Source organism: Mycobacterium sp. 852013-50091_SCH5140682, from assembly GCF_001665685.1.
Classification (GTDB): domain Bacteria; phylum Actinomycetota; class Actinomycetes; order Mycobacteriales; family Mycobacteriaceae; genus Mycobacterium.
The window spans coordinates 54,137-72,876 of sequence record NZ_LZTB01000101.1 but is presented as its reverse complement, the minus strand read 5'-3'; the positions used below and the strand labels follow the sequence as shown (position 1 = coordinate 72,876).

Here is an 18,740-nt window from a genome sequence, read left to right as displayed (position 1 = left end):
CGATGAAACTACGACGGATCCGCACCGATACCGGGCTGCAGCTCGAATCCGCTGACGCCGAAGGTAATTGGACCGCATTGGCGGAGAGCACCGCGCTCGGCGGCAGGGTGTTCGACGCCGCCTGGGAGCAGGCGGCCGCCGACCGCCAGCTGCTGCACAGCGAGCATCTGCTGCCGTTTCAACCGCTGTCGTTCCGCGACTTCATGCTTTATGAGCAGCACAACATCGACGCGGCCCGCGGTCTGATCGAACGGTTCCACCCGGGACTGCACCGCGTCACCGCGCTCTACGAGCGCGTGACCGGGCGCCCCGTGCCGCAGTTCAAACCCAAACCGCTGTTCTACCGGCAGCCGATCTACTACATGTCCAACGCGCAGACCTTCGTGCCGACCGGTACGCCGATGCCCATGCCCAGCTATTCACGCGCGCTCGACTTCGAGCTCGAGCTCGGATTCGTCCTGTCCGCCCCACTGTTGGATGCGACCCCGGCCGAGGCCACCGCAGCGATCGGAGCGTTCGTGGTGCTCAACGACTTCAGCGCCCGAGATGTGCAACGAGCAGAGATGACGAGCGGGCTCGGGCCGCAGAAGTCCAAGCACTTCGCCAGTTCGATGTCGGACACCGCCGTCACCGCTGATGAGATCCTGCCTCGCGTCGACGCAATCACGGGCTCCGTGGCGATCAACGGGTCTGTGGTCAGTACGGTCTGCAGCGCGGGGATGCAGCACACACTCGGCGAGGTGCTCGCGCACGCGTCGCGCAGCGAGCAACTCCTGCCCGGCGAGCTTTTCGCGACCGGGACGCTACCCGGCGGCAGCGGCATGGAGACCGGGAACTGGCTACGGGAGGGCGACACCCTCACCCTTCGACTCGACGGCATCGGCGAGATCGAGCACGTCATCGGCCAAGCGGGCACACCGGCGTAGCCAACGGGGCCCGTCGGTCCACTCAGCCTTGAGAAACACCCAGCTGGACGGTAGCTGGCGAACCTCACGTATCGCCCACTACGGTACGTGAAATGTCGTACATTCCCGCACATGCGGAGGTGTGAGGAATCATGGCTCGTGGGGTGAACGGGGCGCCGCAGCAGCTTCACCAGTTCGACTGGCTCAGCACCTACATACATGATCGGGGCCTGCGGCGCCGCTGGCAGTGGGTGACCGCCCTGTACACCTCGGTGCTCGCGGCGCTTCCACTGTTGATGCTCTGGAGCCCCAACGGTCCCGATCATGCGATCTCCAGGGCGATCGCGGTGGGTACCGCAGTACTCGGATTTCTCGGTGCCATGGTGTGGCTCGTGCACTGGCCGACCCGAGGACAGTCCTCGCTGTTCCTACTGGCGGCAAGCGGGCTGACCGGCCTCGGCTGCGCGACGCTGTCCAACCCGTACTCGGCGCTGATGGGTTGCGTGGTCTTCGCGGTGCTCGGCGGGTTCATCGCCTACTTTCACACCCTGCGCTACGTCATCGGCAACTTCGTGGTGTGCGCGCTGTGCTCCGCCGTCTTCGCGTTCCGCCTCATCACGGACACCGGCGACATCGCCCTGGCCGCCGCCGCCACGCTGACGGTCGCCGCGCTCAACATCGGCGTGCCGTTCGGCATCCGGTCGCTGGTGCACACGCTGCGTTCGGATCTCACTGTGTCCGACCACGATCCACTGACCGGCCTGCACACCCGGCGCGCCTTCTACCGATCGGTCCAGGGCCTGGTGCGCCAGCAGGCCGCCGGGGCCCACCTGGTGATCCTCGTGATCGACCTGGACAACTTCAAACTGCTCAACGACACGTGGGGACATGCGCACGGGGACCGGGCGCTGGCCCGGGTCGGCGCCGCCCTGCGGGAGAACTGCCCGGCGGCATCGGTGATCGGACGGCTCGGGGGCGAGGAGTTCGTCGTCGCCGACATCCATCGCACACCGCGCCCCAACGAACTCGCCGAGCGAATCTGCCGGGCGATTGCAGCCATCCCCTTCCCGACCACCGCCAGTGTCGGTAGCGCCAGCGCTGCAGTCGATGCTGCCGACGCCTCACACGCATCGCAGTTCCTCGACGACGTCATCGACGCCGCCGACCTGGCGATGTACGCGGCCAAAAATGCCGGCGGTAACCAGGTCTGCCACTACGTCGATCTGCAACCTGCGGCGGCAGCCGAAGCAGACCGCTCGTAAGCCGGGTCCCGACCGCCCGCCGCTGCCATCAGTTCTGGATCGCGTCGATCGCCTTGTAGATTCGCTGCTCGCTGACCGGACGTGGCGTGCCGAGCTGCTGGGCCCACAGGCTCACCCGGAATTCCTCGATCTGCCAGGCGATCTCCGCCACCTTCGGATCGGCTGCGCGGGCCGCCGAAAGTGCCTGAACCACATCATCGTAGGCATCTTCGACGGCGTGCATCCGGGCCATACGCTCCCGGTCGGCCGCGATGCCCTGGGGCAAGCGGTCGAGCCTGCGGGCGATCGCGGTGACGTAGCGGGCCAGGTCGGCCAGCCGTGCCGCACCCGCGGCCGTCACAAAACCCTTGGGCAACAAGCGATCCAGCTGGGAGAGGATGTCGGCGACCGCGTCGGCTTGCTGCGGCGTCGGCTTGTCCGGCAGGGCCACCTGCACCTCGTGAGCTGCGGTCAGCACGGCCTGGACCCGGTTCACCACCGCGGTGGTGGTCGGTCCGAGTTCCTTGCCGGCTTGCTGGGCCAGCGCAGCGAACTCGGCCCTGGTCCACACTGCCCGCTTGAGCAGCACACCCGCCGCTGCGTCGGCGCAGTCCTCGAGCAGCGCGGCCAGCGTCCCGTCGGGATTGGCGTTGAGGGTAAGGCGCACACGCGGATTCAGCCCGCGTTCGATCGCCTTGACGGGCGACGGCACCGTGAGCCGCAACAGTCTGCGCAGCCCGGGGCCCATCGCCGCAGCCTGCTCGGCCTCGGTGGCGAAAACCCGGATATCCACTGCCTTACCGGTATCCACGAACGCCGGGTAACCGCGAACGGTGTGGCCCGCCGAAGCCGTCTCCACGGTGCGGGGCAGCTCGTCGAGGTCCTCGGGCCAGGTTCGCAGACCGGTCTGCTCCAGATCACCTCCGACCGCGTCGGCCACCGCCTGGGCGACCGGAACGGCCAATTGCTCGCGCAGCGCATCGATGTCCTTGCCGCGCGCCACCTCTTTGCCGTCAGCGCTTTCCACGGCGAACGTCATCCGCAGATGGTCGGGCACCTTGCTCAGGTCGAACGCGTCGATCGGCACCAAAATGCCGCTGCGCCTGCGCAGTTCACGTTGCACCTCATCAAGCAATGATGGCGCGGAAGCATCGATGTCACCGAGGATGGCCCGTGCGGTGTCCGGGGCCGGCACGAAGTTGCGGCGCAGATCCTTGGGCAGTGACTTGATCAGCGCAGTGACCAGCTCTTCCCGCAGCGCGGGCACCTGCCAGGCGAATCCGTCGCCGCCGAGCCGGGCCAGAACCCCCACCGGCACATGCACAGTGACGCCGTCGTCGGCGGCCCCCGGCTCGAACCGATAGGTCAGCGGCAGCTGCAGATCTCCCGCCTGCCAGGTGTCGGGGTTGTCCGCACCGTCCTCGGACCGCAACAGATCATCGCGGGTAAACGTCAGCAGATCCGGAGTACGGTGCCGCTGCTTCTTCCACCACGCATCGAAATGGCGGGCCGACACGATGTCAGCCGGGATCCGCGCGTCGTACAGCGCGTAGATGTCGTCGTCGCCAACCAACAGGTCACGCCGACGTGCGCGTTCCTCGATCTCCTCCAGTTCCGCACGCAGCCGGGCATTGTCGCGGAAGAAGTGGTGCCGGGTCTGCCAATCCCCTTCCACCAACGCGTGCCGAATGAACAACTCGCGGGCCAAATCGGGTTCGATCGAGGAGTATCCGACTTTGCGGCGCGGGACCAACGGCAGCCCGTAGAGCGTGACCCGTTCGAAGGCCATCACCTCGCCCCGCCTGGCCTCCCAGTGCGGCTCACTGTAATTGCGGTGCACGAGATGTCCCGCGACGCGCTCGATGGCCTCCGGTTCGGCACGCGCGGCGATCCGGCCGAACAGCCTGCTGGTCTCCACCAGGTCTGCCACCACGATCCAGCGGGGAGGCTTCTTGGTCAGCACCGAGCCGGGAGCCAGCACGAACTTCGAATTGCGGGCACCTTGGTAGTCACGCGTCTCCCCCTCGCGCAGCCCGACATGGGACAGCAGACCCGCGGTCAGCGCGGCGTGGATGCTCGCGGGCTCGGCGGGCTCGTCGCTCTCCCTGATCCCGATGTCACGCGCGATGCTGCGCAGCTGCCCCACCAGGTCCTGCCACTCCCTGATCCGCAGGTAGTGCAGGAACTCCTCGCGGCACATCCGCCGGAACGCGTTGCCGGAGAGCTGGTTTCGCTGCTCACGCAGATAATTCCACAGGTTGAGGTAGGAGATGAAGTCCGAGTGGTCGTCCGCGAACCGGGCATGCTTCTGCCGGGCGGCCTCTTCCCGGTCGGCCGGGCGCTCCCGCGGGTCGGGAATCGACAGCGCGGCGGCCAGCACCAGCACCTCGCGCACACACCCCTCGGTGTCGGCCTGCAGAATCATCCGGCCGACCCGCGGGTCGAGCGGCAGCCGGGCCAGGCGGCGCCCGACATCGGTCAGGGCGCCCGCCGAGTCGAAGGCGCCGAGCTCCTGCAGCAGTTGCACACCGTCGCGGATGCTGCGCTGATCGGGCGGATCGAGGAAGGGAAACTGCTCGATGTCGCCGAGTCCGAGTGCCGCCATCTGCAGGATGACCGCGCCGAGATTGGTGCGCAGAATCTCCGGATCGGTGTAGCGGGGCCGGGATTCGAAGTCTTCTTCGGAGTACAACCGGATGCAGATGCCAGGTGCGGTGCGGCCCGACCGGCCGGCCTGCTGCGCCGCCGACGCCTGTGAGATCGGTTCGATCGGCAAGCGCTGCACCTTGGTGCGGCGGCTGTAGCGGGAAATGCGCGCGGTTCCCGGGTCGACGACATAGCGGATGCCCGGAACGGTCAGCGAGGTCTCGGCGACGTTGGTGGCCAGCACGATTCGTCGTCCGGTATGACTGGGCTGGAACACCTTCTGCTGATCGGCGGTGGGCAGGCGCGCGTACAGCGGCAGCACCTCGGTGTTGCGCAGATCCTTGAGAGCTTCTGCAGTGTCGCGGATTTCGCGCTCACCGGACAGGAACACCAGCACGTCGCCGGGAGGTTCGGATTCGAGCTCGCGCACAGCGTCGACGATCGCCTCGGTCGGGTCCCTGATCTCCGTGCGCACGATCTCGTGATCGGGATCGTCCGGATCAGCTGAGTCTGATTCTGAATCATCAGCCGTGACAGCCACTTCCAACGGCCGGTACCGGATCTCGACGGGATACGTCCGCCCCGACACCTCGACGATCGGGGAACCACCGAAGTGCCTCGCGAAGCGCTCCGGCTCGATGGTCGCCGACGTGACGATGACCTTCAGATCGGGGCGCCGCGGCAGCAACTCGCGCAGATACCCGAGCAGGAAGTCGATGTTGAGGCTGCGCTCGTGGGCCTCGTCGAGGATCAGCGTGTCGTAGCGCAGCAGCCGGCGGTCCCGTTGGATCTCGGCGAGCAGGATGCCGTCGGTCATCAGTTTGACCAGGGTGGAATCACTGGCCTGGTCGGTGAACCGCACGGTGTATCCGACCGCCTCACCCAGCGGCGTGCCGAGTTCGTCGGCGACGCGCTGGGCGACCGTCCGGGCCGCCAGCCGTCGCGGTTGGGTGTGGCCGATGGTGCCGCGGATACCGCGCCCCAACTCCAGACAGATCTTGGGCAGCTGCGTGGTCTTGCCCGAACCCGTGGCGCCGGCGACGATCACCACCTGGTTCTCACTGATGGCCTTCGCGATCTCATCGCGGCGCTGGGTGACCGGCAGATCCGGGTAGGTGATGGTCGGGACGGCCGCCTGCCGGGTGAGCACGAGAGCCTCTGCCGCGGCGAACTGTTCGACGAGGTTCGCGGGGATATTGCCGCCCCGGAGATTCTTCAACCGGCGGCCGAGCCGGGCGGCGTCACGGATGGTCAGGTCGTCGAGACGGGAACGCAGCTCAGCGACTGACGGTTGGGACACTCGACCAAGGATAGGTGTATGGCCAAGTGTGATACAGGTCATAGCATCAGCTGAGCTGGCAACCTCCGGTTCCGTAGCCGTAGGTTGCCACAACCTACGCTTGCGTACCCGAACCGGCGTCGGCGACGCTTGCCGATCGTGGGTCATTACATCGCCAACGTGCGGGATATCGAGTTCAACCTGTTCGAGGTGCTCAAGCTCGGGGAGATCTTCGATTCGGGGTCCTACGGCGACCTCGACAGCGACACCGTGCACACCATGCTCGACGAAGTCGCGCGGCTGGCCGAAGGCGCCGTTGCAGAATCCTTCGCCGAAGCCGACCGCAATCCGCCGGCGTTCGACCCGGCCACCCACGAAATCTCCGTACCCGGACCGCTCGCCAAGACCGTGCAGGCGGTCAAAGACGCCGAATGGTGGCGCATCGGCGTCGCCGAGAACGCCGGCGGTGTCCCCGCACCCGCGGCACTGGTGTGGGCCGTCCAGGAAATGATCATGTGCGCCAACCCGTCTGCCATGTTTTTCTACGGCCTGGGACCGGCGATGGCCCACACGTTGGCCGAGGTGGGCACCGAAGAGCAGCAACGCTGGGCGCGTATGAGCATGGACAAGGGCTGGGCAGGCACCATGGTGCTCACCGAACCGGACGCCGGCTCCGACGTCGGCGCCGGGCGGACCAAGGCGATCGCCCAACCCGACGGCACGTGGCACATCGAAGGCGTGAAGCGCTTCATCTCCGGAGGCGATGTCGGCGACACCGCCGAGAATGTCTTCCACCTTGTCCTGGCTCGCCCGGAGGGAGCGGGGCCGGGCACCAAGGGTTTGAGTCTGTTCTACGTGCCGAAGTACCTGTTCGACCCGGAGACCCTGGAACTGGGCGCACGCAACGGCGTGTATGTCACGAGCGTCGAACACAAGATGGGTATCAAGTCTTCTCCCACCTGCGAACTCACGTTCGGCGCCCACGACGTGCCTGCGGTCGGGTACCTCGTCGGCGATGTCCACAACGGCATCGCGCAGATGTTCCGCGTCATCGAGAACGCCCGCATGACGGTCGGGGTGAAATCGGCGGGCACGCTGTCGACGGGCTATCTCAACGCGCTGGCCTACGCGCGGGAACGCCTGCAGGGCTCGGACATGCTCGCGATGGCCGACAAGACCGCGCCCCGCGTGGCGATCATCGAACACCCCGACGTGCGGCGCAGCCTGCTGACCCAGAAGGCCTACGCCGAGGGCTTGCGCGCCGTGTATCTGTACACCGCTGCGCACCAGAATTCCGATGTGGCACTGCATGTTTCCGGTGCCGACGCCGAGCTGGCGCATCGCGTCAACGATCTGTTGCTGCCGATCGTCAAGGGGGTCGGCTCCGAACGCGCCTACGAGGTGCTCACCGAATCCCTGCAGACCCTGGGCGGTTCGGGCTTCCTGCAGGACTACCCGATCGAGCAGTACATCCGCGACGCGAAGATCGACTCGCTGTACGAGGGCACCACGGCCATTCAGGCGCTCGACTTCTTCTTCCGCAAGATCGTGCGGGATCAGGGCAGTGCGCTGGCGCACGTCGCCACCCAGATCTCCGCGACCATCAAGGCCGAATCCACTGAACTGCAGCCCGAAATCGCCCGGCTGGACACCGCGCTCACCGACGTTCAGGCCATGGCCGCCACGCTGACCGGCTACCTGATGTCCGCGCAGGAGCAGCCCGAGCAGCTGTACAAGGTCGGGCTCGGTTCGGTGCGGTTCCTGCTCGCCGTCGGCGATCTGATGATCGGATGGCGGCTGCTGCACAGCGCGCAGATCGCTGCCGCGGCGCTGGCAACGGCCAGTGAGCGCGACCGGCCGTTCTATCAGGGCAAGATCGCGGCCGCAAAGTTCTTCGCGCACAACATGTTGCCGCTGCTGACGGCCGTCCGCGAGGTCATCGAGTCGATCGACGGCGACGTCATGGAGCTGGACAACGCGGCATTCTGAGCGCGCTGCGCGAGGATGGTCACATGGCCGATTACGTGATCACTCCGCCACGCCAGGCGTCGCTTCCGGTGAGCAGCGGAACGGCATGCTTTCCGATCCGGCGGGTGTTTTGCGTCGGCCGCAACTACGCCGCCCATGCCCGCGAGATGGGCAAGGATCCGGACCGTGAGCCGCCGTTCTTCTTCATGAAGCCGGCCGACGCCGTCGTCGACGCCGCGGGCACCATCGCCTACCCGTCGCTGACCTCGGCGTTGCACCATGAGATCGAGCTCGTGGTGGCGTTGGGATCGGGCGGGCGTGACGTCGCCGCGGCCGACGCGTTGCACCTCGTGTGGGGCTATGGCGTCGGCGTCGACCTGACCCGCCGTGATCTGCAGGACGAGGCCAAGCGGCTCAGCCGGCCGTGGGACTGGTCCAAGGGCTTCGACGCGTCGGCTCCGTGCACACCGATCCATCCGGTGGCCGAAGTCGGCCACCCGGAGGCCGGCGAGATTTGGCTGCGGGTCAACGGCGATCTCAAACAGCGCGGTGATCTCACCGAGTTGATCTGGTCAGTGCCGGAGGTCATCAGCGCCATATCGACGGCGGTGGAGCTCGCGGCCGGTGATCTCATCTTCAGCGGCACACCGGCCGGCGTCGGCCCTGTGCAACCCGGCGATGTGGTGTCCGGCGGGGTTGCCGGCGTCGCGGAATTCACATTCACGGTCGGCCCGCGCGTCTGACCCCGGTCCCCGACCGCGATCAGCACGGGAAATAGCATGAGGCGTGGCATCGAATGTACTGATCATCCGCAACGACCCCGCCGAACCGGGGACGACGCTGGGTGAGGCCTTCGCCGAAAACGGATTCGACGTCGACACCTTCGCCGTGGTTTCTCGTGAGCAACTGGAAAACCCGGCCGTCGAGGTGGACTTCCCCGACCTGACCCGCTACGACGTGGTGGTCACGATGGGCGGACGCTGGGGCGTGTACGAGGATGCCCTGCGCGCCACCTGGGTCGGCGCTCAGATGGGCGCATTGCGGGAAGCGGCCGAGGCGGGTGTGGGTCTGCTGGGGGTGTGCTTCGGCGGCCAGTTGCTCGCCCAGGCCTTCGGCGGGACCGTCGGCAAGTCAGATTCCCCCGAGGTCGGCTGGTACTACATCAGCACCGACGATCCGGAACTTGTCCCGCCCGGCCCGTGGTTCCAGTGGCATTTCGATCGCTGGACGACACCGCCGGGCGCCGTCGAAATCGCCCGGAACGGCAGTGCGTCGCAAGCGTTCGTGCTGGGCCGCACGCTGGGTCTGCAGTTCCATCCCGAACTCGACCCGGCACTGCTTGAGGTCTGGATGAGCGAAGACGAGCAGGAGGCGGCCGCTGCCGCGGTCGGCCTGACCCACGACGATTTACGTACGCGGACAAAAGAACTCGCGGATGATTCGGCTGTGCGCATGCGCGCGTTGGTGCGCGGTTTCCTGTCGCGGGTGGTTCGCGCCGCGCCTCAGTAGGGTTCGGCGGAAGCTGAGATCAGGCGTCTTGTCCGACTCTGCTCAGGCCTGGATCGGTGACGCCATGGTGCCGTGGGCCGAACGCCTCAACGGCGTCGAGCAACCGACGTTGAACGTGATCACCGGCCTGGAGCCGATGCGCCGACGAACGCCGAGCCCGTGGCGCCACCGTGGGTGACGGCTATGGGCCGCGCACCGCTTTGCCCCTTGGGGTGTGGTTGTTGGGTGGGTGGTACCGGCCCGACGACTCTGGGGTGAATGCCTCTGTGTCCCAGAGGCATTCGACATTGGATGGGTCGAAGGTGTTGTCCCACTCTGAGGCCCAGTCGGGCCCTTGCTCCCAGGCCAGCACCTGAGTGAGGTCGGGTGTCAGGTCCCATTCGGGGTCGGGCTCGAGGTCCCATTCCGGTGTCCGCTCGGGCGCGTGAGCCTCGTCCGGTTCCGGTTCGCGGTCCCAGTTCTGAGCTGCGGCAGCCGGCCCCGGGATTTCCGCGGGCGGGCAACCTGGCTGCGACTCGAGGCCTGGCTTCGCTTCGGGTGGATGTTCTGCTTGGAGGTTCCGCTTGAGCTCGGGTTCAGGATCTTTGTGTGACTCGGGGTCCAGTTTGAACTCGTTGTGCGGCTCCGGATCCTGTCTGACCTTGGGGTGTGCTCGCTGTTCCCATTCCCATGTGAGGTCTTGGACGGGTCTGGGCAAGTGCGCCGCACCCGGCGTCCCGTCGGGGTCGTCTTGTTCTGGTGGGGTGAGCAGAAGTTCGGGGCGGTGGTGGTAGTTGATCCGGTTTTGGCCGTGGTCAAGTCCGGGTGGGGGCTGCCACTCCACCTCACCGCGAAGATTGATGGTGGTGGTGTAGCCACCGTCGGTGTTCACGAGACGGTTGTCGGGGCCACACGCCAGAGCCATCTCGTCGATGTTGGTATTACCACCATCAGCCCAATCCGCCACCGCGTGATGCACCTGGGTGCCGTAGGCGCCGACGGTGCAGCACGGTTTAGTGCAGCCGCCATCGCGGGCGATCAGCATGATCCGCTGGGCCGGGCTGGCAGTCCGGCGGGCCCGAAAATAGTTCAAGGCGGCGCCGGTGGCCTCATCGAAGATCGCCAAGTGATGATTCGCGTGCCCGCCCATGCGAATCACGTCGCTGATGGGCAGTTTGATGCCGCCGCCGCTCACCCCGATCCCTGCGCGGCGTTCGAGGTCTTGCAAGGTGGTGCGGATGATGATCGACACCGGCAACCCGTTGAGCTGACCAAGATCCGTCATCAGCGCGATGCGTCCGATGACCAGTAGCGCATCGTGTTGGCGTTGAGCCAAGCTGCGGTGATCATTGTCGATCTGGTCTTGGGTGGGGGTTCCGCACGTGCACGGTTCGTCGTCATCCGGGTTGCACATGCCCGGCGCGGCGAACTTGGCGAACAGCACTTCCATCACGGCGGCGGCTTCAGGAGTGAGATTGGCGGTCAGTGCGGTCATCGCATCACGCCCCTGTTTGGACATGGTGACTCCGCGTTTGCGGGCGCGTTCGGTGTCGTCGGGTTCGGGGCCGTCCTGATCGAGCAGAAACAACCGCAACTCGGCGGTTTCTTTGAGTTCTTTGGGGCCGACCCCGACCGCGACGCGGACCAGGTCAGCTTCGAACTGCTCCCGGGTGGCATGGTCGACGAAGGTGGGGAGCCCTTTGATCGCGTCGCGCAGCACCTTGACGTGGTCGGGATTGATCAGTCCGGCGCTCTGGGCGGCGGCCATCACCGGAAGCACCGGCGGCAGCGGCTCCCCGGTCAGGGCGCGGCGTGGCCCCAACTCAGCGGCTTCACCCAGCCGGCGGCCGGCTTCGGCACTCGACAGCCGCCACCGGATCCGCAGCACCTCGTTCCAGGATTTGGCGCCCAACTCCCGCGGTGTGGTGTCGGCCTGCAGCTGGGCCAACAGTCGATGCCACACCGAAGGCAGCTGACAGCTCAATGCCTCGTACTCGTCGAGCACCTCCATCAGTTCGGCGCGAGACAGCGAACCGAATTCACATGCAGCGAACGCGTCGAACGCGGCTCGCAACCCCGCCGCCGCTTGGACCGCATCCGCCTGCATGATTCGAACATACATTCGACCACTGACATGTACGGTTGCCCTGTTGATGTGATGTCTCAGGACATCGGTGACAGTTGATGTGTCAGTACATCGGTGACGGTTCGTCGTGGTTAGGGCGTTGGCCACGGGGTCGTCCGTTGCCGACGTATGTGATTCCGGGTGCGGGGGCGGGTGTGCTCGATGAGGACCTCGCCGTCGAGGTCGGCTACGGCGATCGTGTCGCCGTCGGTGACGATGAGGACCTCCTCGAGGCTGCGTCGTCCGTCGACCTTGTAGGTGACTCCGGCCAGAGTGAAGGCGCCGGCGGTGTTCAGGGTCCTGAGGCTGGTGCCGGCGGGTAGGTCCTTGGGTTGCGGTGCGGGCCGGTGACGCTTGGCAGCGGCGTAGACCTCGACGAGGGGATCGGGTTTGGGGCGGGGAGCTTCGGCCTTTGCGGTGGCCTGCCATGCGGCCAGGGGTGTGATGCGCCCGGGGAGCCCCTGATGGGGCTGGGTGTTGTAGATGTGATCGAAGGCGTCGACTTGGGCCTGCAACTGAGCTCGCGTGCTGGCGAGCGGTTGCTTGTCTAGGTAGCGGAACAATGTTTGATGGAAGCGTTCGTTTTTCCCTTGAGCGGTCGGCTTGTACGGCTTGCCGGTGATCGCCTCCACCTCCAGGCGCGAGACATGCTTGACCAGCTGGCCCACGTACCCACGACGCGTGGGGTTCAAAGCGATCCCGTTGTCGGACAAAAGTCGTTGGGGCACACCATGAATGGCGACGGCCTTGTCGAATACGGTGATCGCTGCCTCGGCGGTCTCACCCCAGGCCACGTGGGAGGCGACCGCGTAGCGGGAGTGATCGTCGATGAGTTGGAAGATCACGCATTTGCGTCCACGGGTCAGTACGTACTCGGTGGCGTCCAGTTGCCAGCACGCATTCGGGGCCGGATAGACGAACCGCCGCCACGCCGAGCGGGGCTTCTTCTTCGGTTCAAGTCGAGCCACGCCCGCCGCGCGGAAGATGCGCGCCAGCGACGCCACCGAAGGGACCTGTTCTAGGCCCATCGCGCGCATCTTCTCGTGCACACTGATCGGCCCGTGGTCCAGGCCGCAGGCCTCCAGGGCAGCACGCACCGCCACGGCCTGTCCCTTGACCTCGTCGCTCAACCTCGACGGGCTCGACTTCGGTCGTCGGGTCCTGGGTTCGAGCACCGCGGCCGGTCCGTCGGTCTTTACCCGCTTGCGCAACTCGTAGAACGACTTGCGGGAGATGCCGTGCTCGGCGCAGAACGTCGAGACCGCGCCGCGGGGCGCGTCATCGGGCCACTGGGCGATCGCCAGGCGGACACGAGCATCGATGGGTTCATTGGCAGGCACCGCCCGAGCCTCGGGGCCCAAGTGTCACCACCAACACCACCCGAACCGTCACCGATGTCCTGATGCAGAACTGTCACCGATGTCTTGGGAGATGACACGGTTGCCCTGTTGACACCTGAAAAATGCGCGCGCATGGGCCGGCGCCACCGCCCGAACCCAGATCAACAAGCGCACCCTGTCATGAGGCAACAGGGCCGCGTGAGCTACTGGTTGACGCGGTTCGGCGACCAGTAGGCGAGCATCTCGGCGAACGTGGAGAACGCGGGCTTGGACACGCCGTAGGCCGCCTCGAAGTGGATGCTCAGCGGGAAGCCGAGGTCGGCGACGCCGTCGATCACCCGCTTGTACAGGTCCAGCATCAGCTTGCGCTTCTCTTCCGGGTCGCGCTCGGCCAGCTGGCTGACGAACTCCTGCTCGGCCGCCACCGCCTCGTTGCCGGGATCCTGGATGAGCCAGTTGATCAGACCGACCTTGGTCTCCATCTTCGGCACGAAACCGAACGACAGCAGGATCTCGGGCCGGTGGTCGGTGGTCTTGGCGAACTCTTTGAGGAACCCGACGATGGTGTCGGAGTACAGCAACTGCGTCATGCCGTACGTCGCGCCTCGCTCGCATTTGAAGTTGAACCGGCCCTGCTCGCCGTCGCGGGTCGGGATCAGGATGGCGCCTCGGTTCGGGACGAGTTGCTCGTAGATCGACAGGGCATCGGTCGGCGCGACACCCTCACCCTCGCCGTCCTTCATGGTCCGGGGAACGCCGACGAACGCGATGCCGTCGAATCCGGCGCCGCTCAGATCCGTCAACCGCCGGCCCAGCGCCGCCTCGTCCAGGAACGACGTCACCTGGGTGCACAGACCACGCATCCCCGGCAGTTCGGGCCGCAGGATGTTCCAGTAGTCCAGGACATCCATCCGGGGCTTCATCTCGATCGGACGGTCGTCGTCCTCATCGATCATGCCCGGGATCATCACGTGGCCGATCCGGCCGTCGATACCCGTCTCGGCCGCCAGGGCGAGCACTTTCCGTGCCTCCTCGACGGGGTACTGCACGCCGCGTTCCAGGTTCGGCGGGACGAGTTCCAGCGCGATGGTGTTCAGGGGCACGAACTTGCTCCACATCTCATTGCGTTCAGTCGCAGCATGCCGGGCAGCACTGACCAGCAGTGGCCGATGACCTCCAGACTACGTATCGGCGCTGCCGCTGTGACGGGCCGGTCACCTCGCTGGGTCCCAAAGTGACGGGGCACACAGGGTACCGGCGTGATAGACCTCCTGCATGGCTGAACGCGTGATCTTCCCCAGCTCGACGGGCCCGATGCTCGCGGGTGTTATCGATCTGCCCGACGGCCCCATCCGCGGCTGGGGCGTGTTCTCGCACGGCTTCACGCTCGGCAAAGATTCGCCGGCGGCATCGCGAATCTGTAAGCAGCTCGCAAGCGACGGGATCGGCATGCTGCGCTACGACGCCCTGGGTCTCGGCGGGTCCGAGGGCGACTGGGGTGACGGCTCGTTCACGCACAAGGTGGACGACATCGTCGAGGCGTGCAAGTTCATGTCCGGCCGCGGCACCCCTGCCGAGATCCTCATCGGCCATTCGTTCGGCGGCGCTGCCGTGCTGGCCGCGGCGCGGCAGGCACCGGGGATCCGTGCGGTGGTCACCGTGGGCGCGCCGATCGATCCGGTCCACGTCGAGCACCAGTACGACGCCGTGCTCGAGTGCGTCTTCGCCGAGGGCAGCGCGCAATGGATGGTCGGCGGCAAGACGCTGACGCTCAAACGGGCATTCGTCGAAGACGTCCGCGCCGCCCAGCTGCACGACAAGATCAAGGCCCTCAAGCTGCCATTGCTGATCCTGCACTCGCCCACCGACAACACCGTGGGCATCAAGAACGCCAGTGACATCTTCCGTACCGCGCGGCACCCCCGCAGTTTCGTGTCGCTGGAGGGCTCCGAGCATCTGCTCACCGGTCCGGGCCAGGCCAAACGCGCGGGACGCATCATCGGCGCGTGGGCCGACGCATACCTCGGTGGCGCATAGCGGCTGAGGTAGCGTCTCGGCATGACCGACAAGCCCTTGCACGAGGAGCCGTAATGACTGACTCAGCCACCCAGATCGCATTTGTGCAGGCCACCTGGCACCGCAACATCGTCGACCGGGCGCGCGAGGGCTTCACCGACCAGATCCGCACCGCCGGCTTCACGGATGACAACCTGGAGTTCTTCGAGGTTCCCGGTGCGTTCGAGATCCCGTTGACGGCAAAGCGGCTCGCGAGCACCGGCCGTTACCGGGCAGTGGTCGCCGCCGCGCTGGTGGTTGACGGCGGTATCTATCGGCACGAATTCGTGGCGACGGCCGTCATCGACGGGCTGATGCGCGTGCAGCTCGACACCGACGTCCCGGTGTTCTCGGTGGTGCTGACGCCGCATCATTTCCACGAGCATGACGAGCACGTCCGGTACTTCACCGAGCACTTCGTGAAGAAGGGCGCCGAGGCCGCCGACGCGGTCACCGCGACCCTGGAACTACACAAGACGCTGGGATAGCGGCCGAACAGCTGGTAACCCCTCGAAACCGGTTGGTCGGCCGACCGCCGATCAACCCTAACATGAATCTAATTCACGTTATTGGTGTGGGACCATGCGTAGGTGGTCACCCAAAACGGGTTACGTCGCCGACAACCGGTACAGGAGCGCAGCAAACGGCGCGTCGAGCGCATCATGGCCGCGGCCATGGATCTGCTGGAGGCCGACGGGGCCGACGCGGTGACCACCCGCGCCATCGCCGAGCGCGCTGACGTACCCGTCGCGACGGTGTACCAGTTCTTCCCGAACCGCGATGCCATCCTCTCGGAGATCCTGCTGGAGCATCTCGACCGCCGCGATGCCGACGGCACAGCCATCCTGAGGGCGCTGACCCCGAGCAGCCTCGGCGAGGTCGTCCACGCGCTCTTCGATTTCCACTACGAACACATGCGCAGCCACCCGCAACTGGTGACGCTGCACTACAACAGCCTGGCCCGCGGCCTGCTTGCCGATCCGCGTCTGCGCCGCGCAGAGTTCGCCAACGCCGTGCACACATCGCTACTGGCGTGGCGGTTGCTGCGCCCGGGGACCGATCCGCTGGTCACTGCGGTGGCAGTGGAAATGGGTAACCGTCTGCTCGAAGTCGCCCACCGGGCCGGACCGGACAGCGATCGTGCGGTGCTGGCCGAGGGCGCCCGCGCGCTGACCGCCTACCTGCAGCTCTACGCAGCCTCTGCGGACTGAGCCGGCTCAGATCGGGTTGCGGGCGATGAGTTGTGCCGCGATCACGTTGCGCTGGATCTCGTTGGTGCCCTCCCCGACGATCATCAGCGGGGCATCACGGAAGTAGCGCTCGACGTCGTACTCCTTGGAGTAGCCGTAGCCGCCGTGCACCCGGATCGCGTCGAGCGCGATCTGCATGGCGGTCTCCGATGCGAACAGCTTGGCCATCCCGGCTTCCATGTCCGCGCGTTCGCCCGCATCGAGTTTCTCGGCGGCATCGAGAGTCAGCAGCCGGGCGGCGCGCTGCTTGGTTGCCATGTCGGCCAACAGGTTTCCGACCGACTGGTGTTTCCAGATGGGTTTGCCGAAAGACTCCCGTTCCTGCGCGTACCGGACGGCGTCGTCGAGCGCGGCCTGGCCGACGCCGAGGGCGCGTGCGGCGACCTGGATGCGCCCGACTTCCAGGCCGCGCATCATGTGCGCCCAGCCCTTGTTGGGCACCTCGCCCAAGATCGCGTCGGTGCCGACCCGGCGCCCGTCGAAAACCACCTCGCACGCCTCGACACCGCGGTAGCCCAGTTTGGGCAGTTTCTTCGAAATCACCAGTCCCTCACCGGGTTCGGTGAGTATGACGCTCATGCCCCGGTGCGCCGGGGTGGCGTCGCGGTCGGTGATGCACAACAGACCGAACAGCCCCGAGTGCGCCGCATTGGAAATCCAGGTCTTGGAGCCGTTGATGATCCACTCGTCACCGTCGGCGGTGGCCGTGGTGCGCATGGCCTGCAGGTCGCTGCCGCCGCCGGGTTCGGTGAGCGCCATGGTCGCCCGGATCGACCCGTCGGCCATCGCCGGTAGGTACTTCTGTTTCTGCGCGTCGGTGCCGAAGGTCTTGATCAGATAGCTGATCACCGAATGGCCGCCGATAGCACCGGCCAGGCTCATCCAGCCGCGCGCGAGTTCCTCGGTGATGCGGGCGAAACAGGCGGTGCTGACGTCGACGCCGCCGAACTCGGCCGGTACGAGCAGCCCGAAGAAGCCGAGCTGCTTCATCTCCTCGATGAACTCTTCGGGGTAGATATCGTCCTGCTCGTAGTCGCGGACCCGCGGCCGGACGCGCTGATCGACGAACTCCGAAACCAGTTCGACCATCTGCTGTTCATCGGCGGTGAGCGTTCCGGCAGGCATGCGCTGGATTATGCCCGCGTGGTGGGTACCGAACGCCGGTGCCCGTTACCGCTTGGCGCCCACCTCGGCGGGCAGCGGCGGCGGCAGCGGTGTCGACGGCGTCGCCGACTCGAGTGGTTGTGGAACGTTCTGCGCTGTCGGTGCGTTCTGCGGCACCGGAGTGCCCTGGGCCGCCCCTTGCGGCGCCGAGGTACCCGGCCGGTGGAAATCGACCATGGTCTCCTCGCGGATGGTCGTGTTTCCCTGACTGACCACCAACGACTTCGCCGTCACCGTGTAGGTGAAACCGCTGGACTCCGCGCGGAAGCCATCGCCGGACGCCGTGGCGGGCGCGACCAGTTTGGCGCCGTCGCGCACCCGCACACCGCGGTATTCGAAGGTGTTGCCGGTCTTGCAGATCGCGACGCGCGACGCGTCGGTGCTGCCGTAGAGGACCGTCGCGTCGACGGTGCCGCACCGCGCGGTGGAGTCGACGAACCCTTGCGCGTCGGTGGCAGGCCCTGCGGAAGCGGGCACGGGCGCCACCGCCAGCAGTGCCGAACACACCGCGCCGGCGGCTGCCAGCTGAGGCAACCGGCGCACTGACAACAGGGAACGCACCATCACCGTCCACGACACCACGCGCGGGCGTGATCTGGGAGGGCCGAGTCCGAGTTAGGACCCGATCGTTAGCTCCCCGAAACGTCAGAGGCGGCCTGCGACGAAATTCGCCGCCCGCTGGTTGTACGGCGGCAGTTCGTAATTGCTGTGTGCCGCACGGTCCCGGCCGCCCTGGACACAGATCGGGTCGCCCAGGCTGCACTGGTCGATGGCCCGGCCTGCGAACAGCCCCGTGCTCGACAGCGGAGTGCCGAAACGCTGACCGGGATTGCCGAACACCGCCACCGCGCGGATCGCGTCGGAGCTCGGCTGGGGCAGCGCCGGCGCCGATCCGAACGTACCGATGGTGCTGCCCAGCGGCGGCACGCCCGCCAGCATCGAGACCACCGCCGCGCCCTGGGAGAACCCGCCCAACACCAGCTGCGCGCCGGGGCACTGCTCTGTCATCCATGCGATGTGCGCGGCGGCGTCGTTGGCGCCGTCGGCTGTGGTGAGGAAGTTGATGCCGGCCGGATAGTTGACGCCATAGGTACTCACCGAACGGTCGCCCAGTTGCGGCGTCAGTGCGTCGACGAACGCCTGCCCGACCCGACCGATACCCGGTGGTTCACCTGTGCCGCGCGCGAACGTCACGTCGACGTCGGCGCATGGATCGGCGGCTGCCGGGTGGGCCGAGACGACCACAGGCGTCGCGATCAGCACGCCCGCCAGCGCCATC

General features: G+C 66.6%; 15 protein-coding genes and 1 pseudogene. 9 read left to right on the top strand and 7 right to left on the bottom strand.

Annotation, left to right across the window (positions count from 1 at the left end; translation table 11 throughout):
* The first annotated feature begins 2 nt into the window (after nt 1-2).
* A complete protein-coding gene (locus tag A5784_RS26640; RefSeq protein WP_064947869.1) occupies nt 3-926 on the top strand; it encodes a fumarylacetoacetate hydrolase family protein in 924 nt (307 codons plus the stop codon).
* Nucleotides 927-1,057: 131 nt separating this feature from the next.
* Nucleotides 1,058-2,167 carry a GGDEF domain-containing protein gene (locus A5784_RS26635; RefSeq protein WP_064947868.1) on the top strand — a complete coding sequence of 370 codons (1,110 nt, stop codon included), beginning with the start codon at nt 1,058-1,060 and terminating at the stop codon, nt 2,165-2,167.
* 28 nt (nt 2,168-2,195) lie between these two features.
* Here the strand turns inward: A5784_RS26635 and hrpA are convergent, their stop codons facing one another.
* Nucleotides 2,196-6,092 carry an ATP-dependent RNA helicase HrpA gene (gene hrpA, locus A5784_RS26630; RefSeq protein ID WP_064947867.1) on the bottom strand — a complete coding sequence of 1,299 codons (3,897 nt, stop codon included), beginning with the start codon at nt 6,090-6,092 and terminating at the stop codon, nt 2,196-2,198.
* A 138-nt stretch (nt 6,093-6,230) separates the two neighbouring features.
* Between hrpA and A5784_RS26625 the strand changes: the two genes are divergently transcribed.
* Genes A5784_RS26625 through A5784_RS38475 form a run of 4 tightly spaced genes read left to right on the top strand, consistent with a single transcriptional unit; the run spans nt 6,231 to nt 9,726 of the window.
* Nucleotides 6,231-8,060, top strand: coding sequence for an acyl-CoA dehydrogenase (locus A5784_RS26625; protein WP_064947866.1), 1,830 nt, complete (start codon nt 6,231-6,233; stop codon nt 8,058-8,060).
* 23 nt (nt 8,061-8,083) lie between these two features.
* Nucleotides 8,084-8,782 carry a fumarylacetoacetate hydrolase family protein gene (locus A5784_RS26620; protein ID WP_064947865.1) on the top strand — a complete coding sequence of 233 codons (699 nt, stop codon included), beginning with the start codon at nt 8,084-8,086 and terminating at the stop codon, nt 8,780-8,782.
* A 43-nt stretch (nt 8,783-8,825) separates the two neighbouring features.
* Nucleotides 8,826-9,548, top strand: a complete 723-nt coding sequence (locus tag A5784_RS26615) for a type 1 glutamine amidotransferase (RefSeq protein WP_064947864.1) — start codon at nt 8,826-8,828, stop codon at nt 9,546-9,548.
* 28 nt (nt 9,549-9,576) lie between these two features.
* On the top strand, nt 9,577-9,726 hold the full coding sequence (locus tag A5784_RS38475) for a hypothetical protein (protein WP_156750788.1): 150 nt from the start codon (nt 9,577-9,579) through the stop codon (nt 9,724-9,726).
* Nucleotides 9,727-9,729: 3 nt separating this feature from the next.
* On the opposite strand, the gene A5784_RS26610 is transcribed toward A5784_RS38475, so the two are convergent.
* The 3 genes and pseudogenes from A5784_RS26610 to A5784_RS26600 form a co-directional block, all read right to left on the bottom strand.
* Nucleotides 9,730-11,649 carry a DUF222 domain-containing protein gene (locus tag A5784_RS26610; protein WP_082945080.1) on the bottom strand — a complete coding sequence of 640 codons (1,920 nt, stop codon included), beginning with the start codon at nt 11,647-11,649 and terminating at the stop codon, nt 9,730-9,732.
* Between the two features lie 67 nt (nt 11,650-11,716).
* Nucleotides 11,717-12,992: pseudogene (locus tag A5784_RS26605) on the bottom strand (DDE-type integrase/transposase/recombinase).
* A gap of 203 nt (nt 12,993-13,195) precedes the next feature.
* Nucleotides 13,196-14,110 carry a mycobacterial-type methylenetetrahydrofolate reductase gene (locus A5784_RS26600; RefSeq protein WP_156750787.1) on the bottom strand — a complete coding sequence of 305 codons (915 nt, stop codon included), beginning with the start codon at nt 14,108-14,110 and terminating at the stop codon, nt 13,196-13,198.
* Nucleotides 14,111-14,267: 157 nt separating this feature from the next.
* Between A5784_RS26600 and A5784_RS26595 the strand changes: the two genes are divergently transcribed.
* The 3 genes from A5784_RS26595 to A5784_RS26585 all read left to right on the top strand — a co-directional run bounded on the left by A5784_RS26595 (nt 14,268) and on the right by A5784_RS26585 (nt 16,258).
* The gene (locus A5784_RS26595) at nt 14,268-15,029 is read left to right on the top strand and encodes an alpha/beta hydrolase family protein (protein ID WP_064947863.1); all 762 of its coding nucleotides are present in this window, start codon (nt 14,268-14,270) and stop codon (nt 15,027-15,029) included.
* A gap of 53 nt (nt 15,030-15,082) precedes the next feature.
* Nucleotides 15,083-15,535, top strand: a complete 453-nt coding sequence (locus A5784_RS26590; RefSeq protein ID WP_064947862.1) for a 6,7-dimethyl-8-ribityllumazine synthase — start codon at nt 15,083-15,085, stop codon at nt 15,533-15,535.
* A 102-nt stretch (nt 15,536-15,637) separates the two neighbouring features.
* On the top strand, nt 15,638-16,258 hold the full coding sequence (locus A5784_RS26585) for a TetR/AcrR family transcriptional regulator (RefSeq protein ID WP_064947861.1): 621 nt from the start codon (nt 15,638-15,640) through the stop codon (nt 16,256-16,258).
* 6 nt (nt 16,259-16,264) lie between these two features.
* Here A5784_RS26585 and A5784_RS26580 read toward each other — a convergent pair whose 3' ends face one another.
* From A5784_RS26580 to A5784_RS26570, 3 genes are all read right to left on the bottom strand, one after another.
* Nucleotides 16,265-17,422 (bottom strand): acyl-CoA dehydrogenase family protein, encoded by a 1,158-nt coding sequence (locus A5784_RS26580; protein ID WP_064947860.1) that lies wholly within the window; start codon nt 17,420-17,422, stop codon nt 16,265-16,267.
* 45 nt (nt 17,423-17,467) lie between these two features.
* Nucleotides 17,468-18,025 (bottom strand): hypothetical protein, encoded by a 558-nt coding sequence (locus A5784_RS26575; protein ID WP_064947892.1) that lies wholly within the window; start codon nt 18,023-18,025, stop codon nt 17,468-17,470.
* Nucleotides 18,026-18,106: 81 nt separating this feature from the next.
* Nucleotides 18,107-18,739, bottom strand: a complete 633-nt coding sequence (locus tag A5784_RS26570; protein WP_064947890.1) for a cutinase family protein — start codon at nt 18,737-18,739, stop codon at nt 18,107-18,109.
* Nucleotide 18,740: the final 1 nt, after the last annotated feature.

What these genes read in the sequence shown, in the direction of transcription:
- A5784_RS26640 (WP_064947869.1), top strand. Translation starts at nt 3, where the DNA reads ATGAAACTACGACGGATCCGCACCGATACCGGGCTGCAGCTCGAATCC.
- A5784_RS26635 (WP_064947868.1), top strand. Translation starts at nt 1,058, where the DNA reads ATGGCTCGTGGGGTGAACGGGGCGCCGCAGCAGCTTCACCAGTTCGAC.
- A5784_RS26620 (WP_064947865.1), top strand. Translation starts at nt 8,084, where the DNA reads ATGGCCGATTACGTGATCACTCCGCCACGCCAGGCGTCGCTTCCGGTG.
- A5784_RS26610 (WP_082945080.1), bottom strand. Translation starts at nt 11,649, where the DNA reads ATGTATGTTCGAATCATGCAGGCGGATGCGGTCCAAGCGGCGGCGGGG.
- A5784_RS26600 (WP_156750787.1), bottom strand. Translation starts at nt 14,110, where the DNA reads ATGTGGAGCAAGTTCGTGCCCCTGAACACCATCGCGCTGGAACTCGTC.
- A5784_RS26595 (WP_064947863.1), top strand. Translation starts at nt 14,268, where the DNA reads ATGGCTGAACGCGTGATCTTCCCCAGCTCGACGGGCCCGATGCTCGCG.
- A5784_RS26590 (WP_064947862.1), top strand. Translation starts at nt 15,083, where the DNA reads ATGACTGACTCAGCCACCCAGATCGCATTTGTGCAGGCCACCTGGCAC.
- A5784_RS26580 (WP_064947860.1), bottom strand. Translation starts at nt 17,422, where the DNA reads ATGCCTGCCGGAACGCTCACCGCCGATGAACAGCAGATGGTCGAACTG.
- A5784_RS26575 (WP_064947892.1), bottom strand. Translation starts at nt 18,025, where the DNA reads ATGGTGCGTTCCCTGTTGTCAGTGCGCCGGTTGCCTCAGCTGGCAGCC.
- A5784_RS26570 (WP_064947890.1), bottom strand. Translation starts at nt 18,739, where the DNA reads ATGGCGCTGGCGGGCGTGCTGATCGCGACGCCTGTGGTCGTCTCGGCC.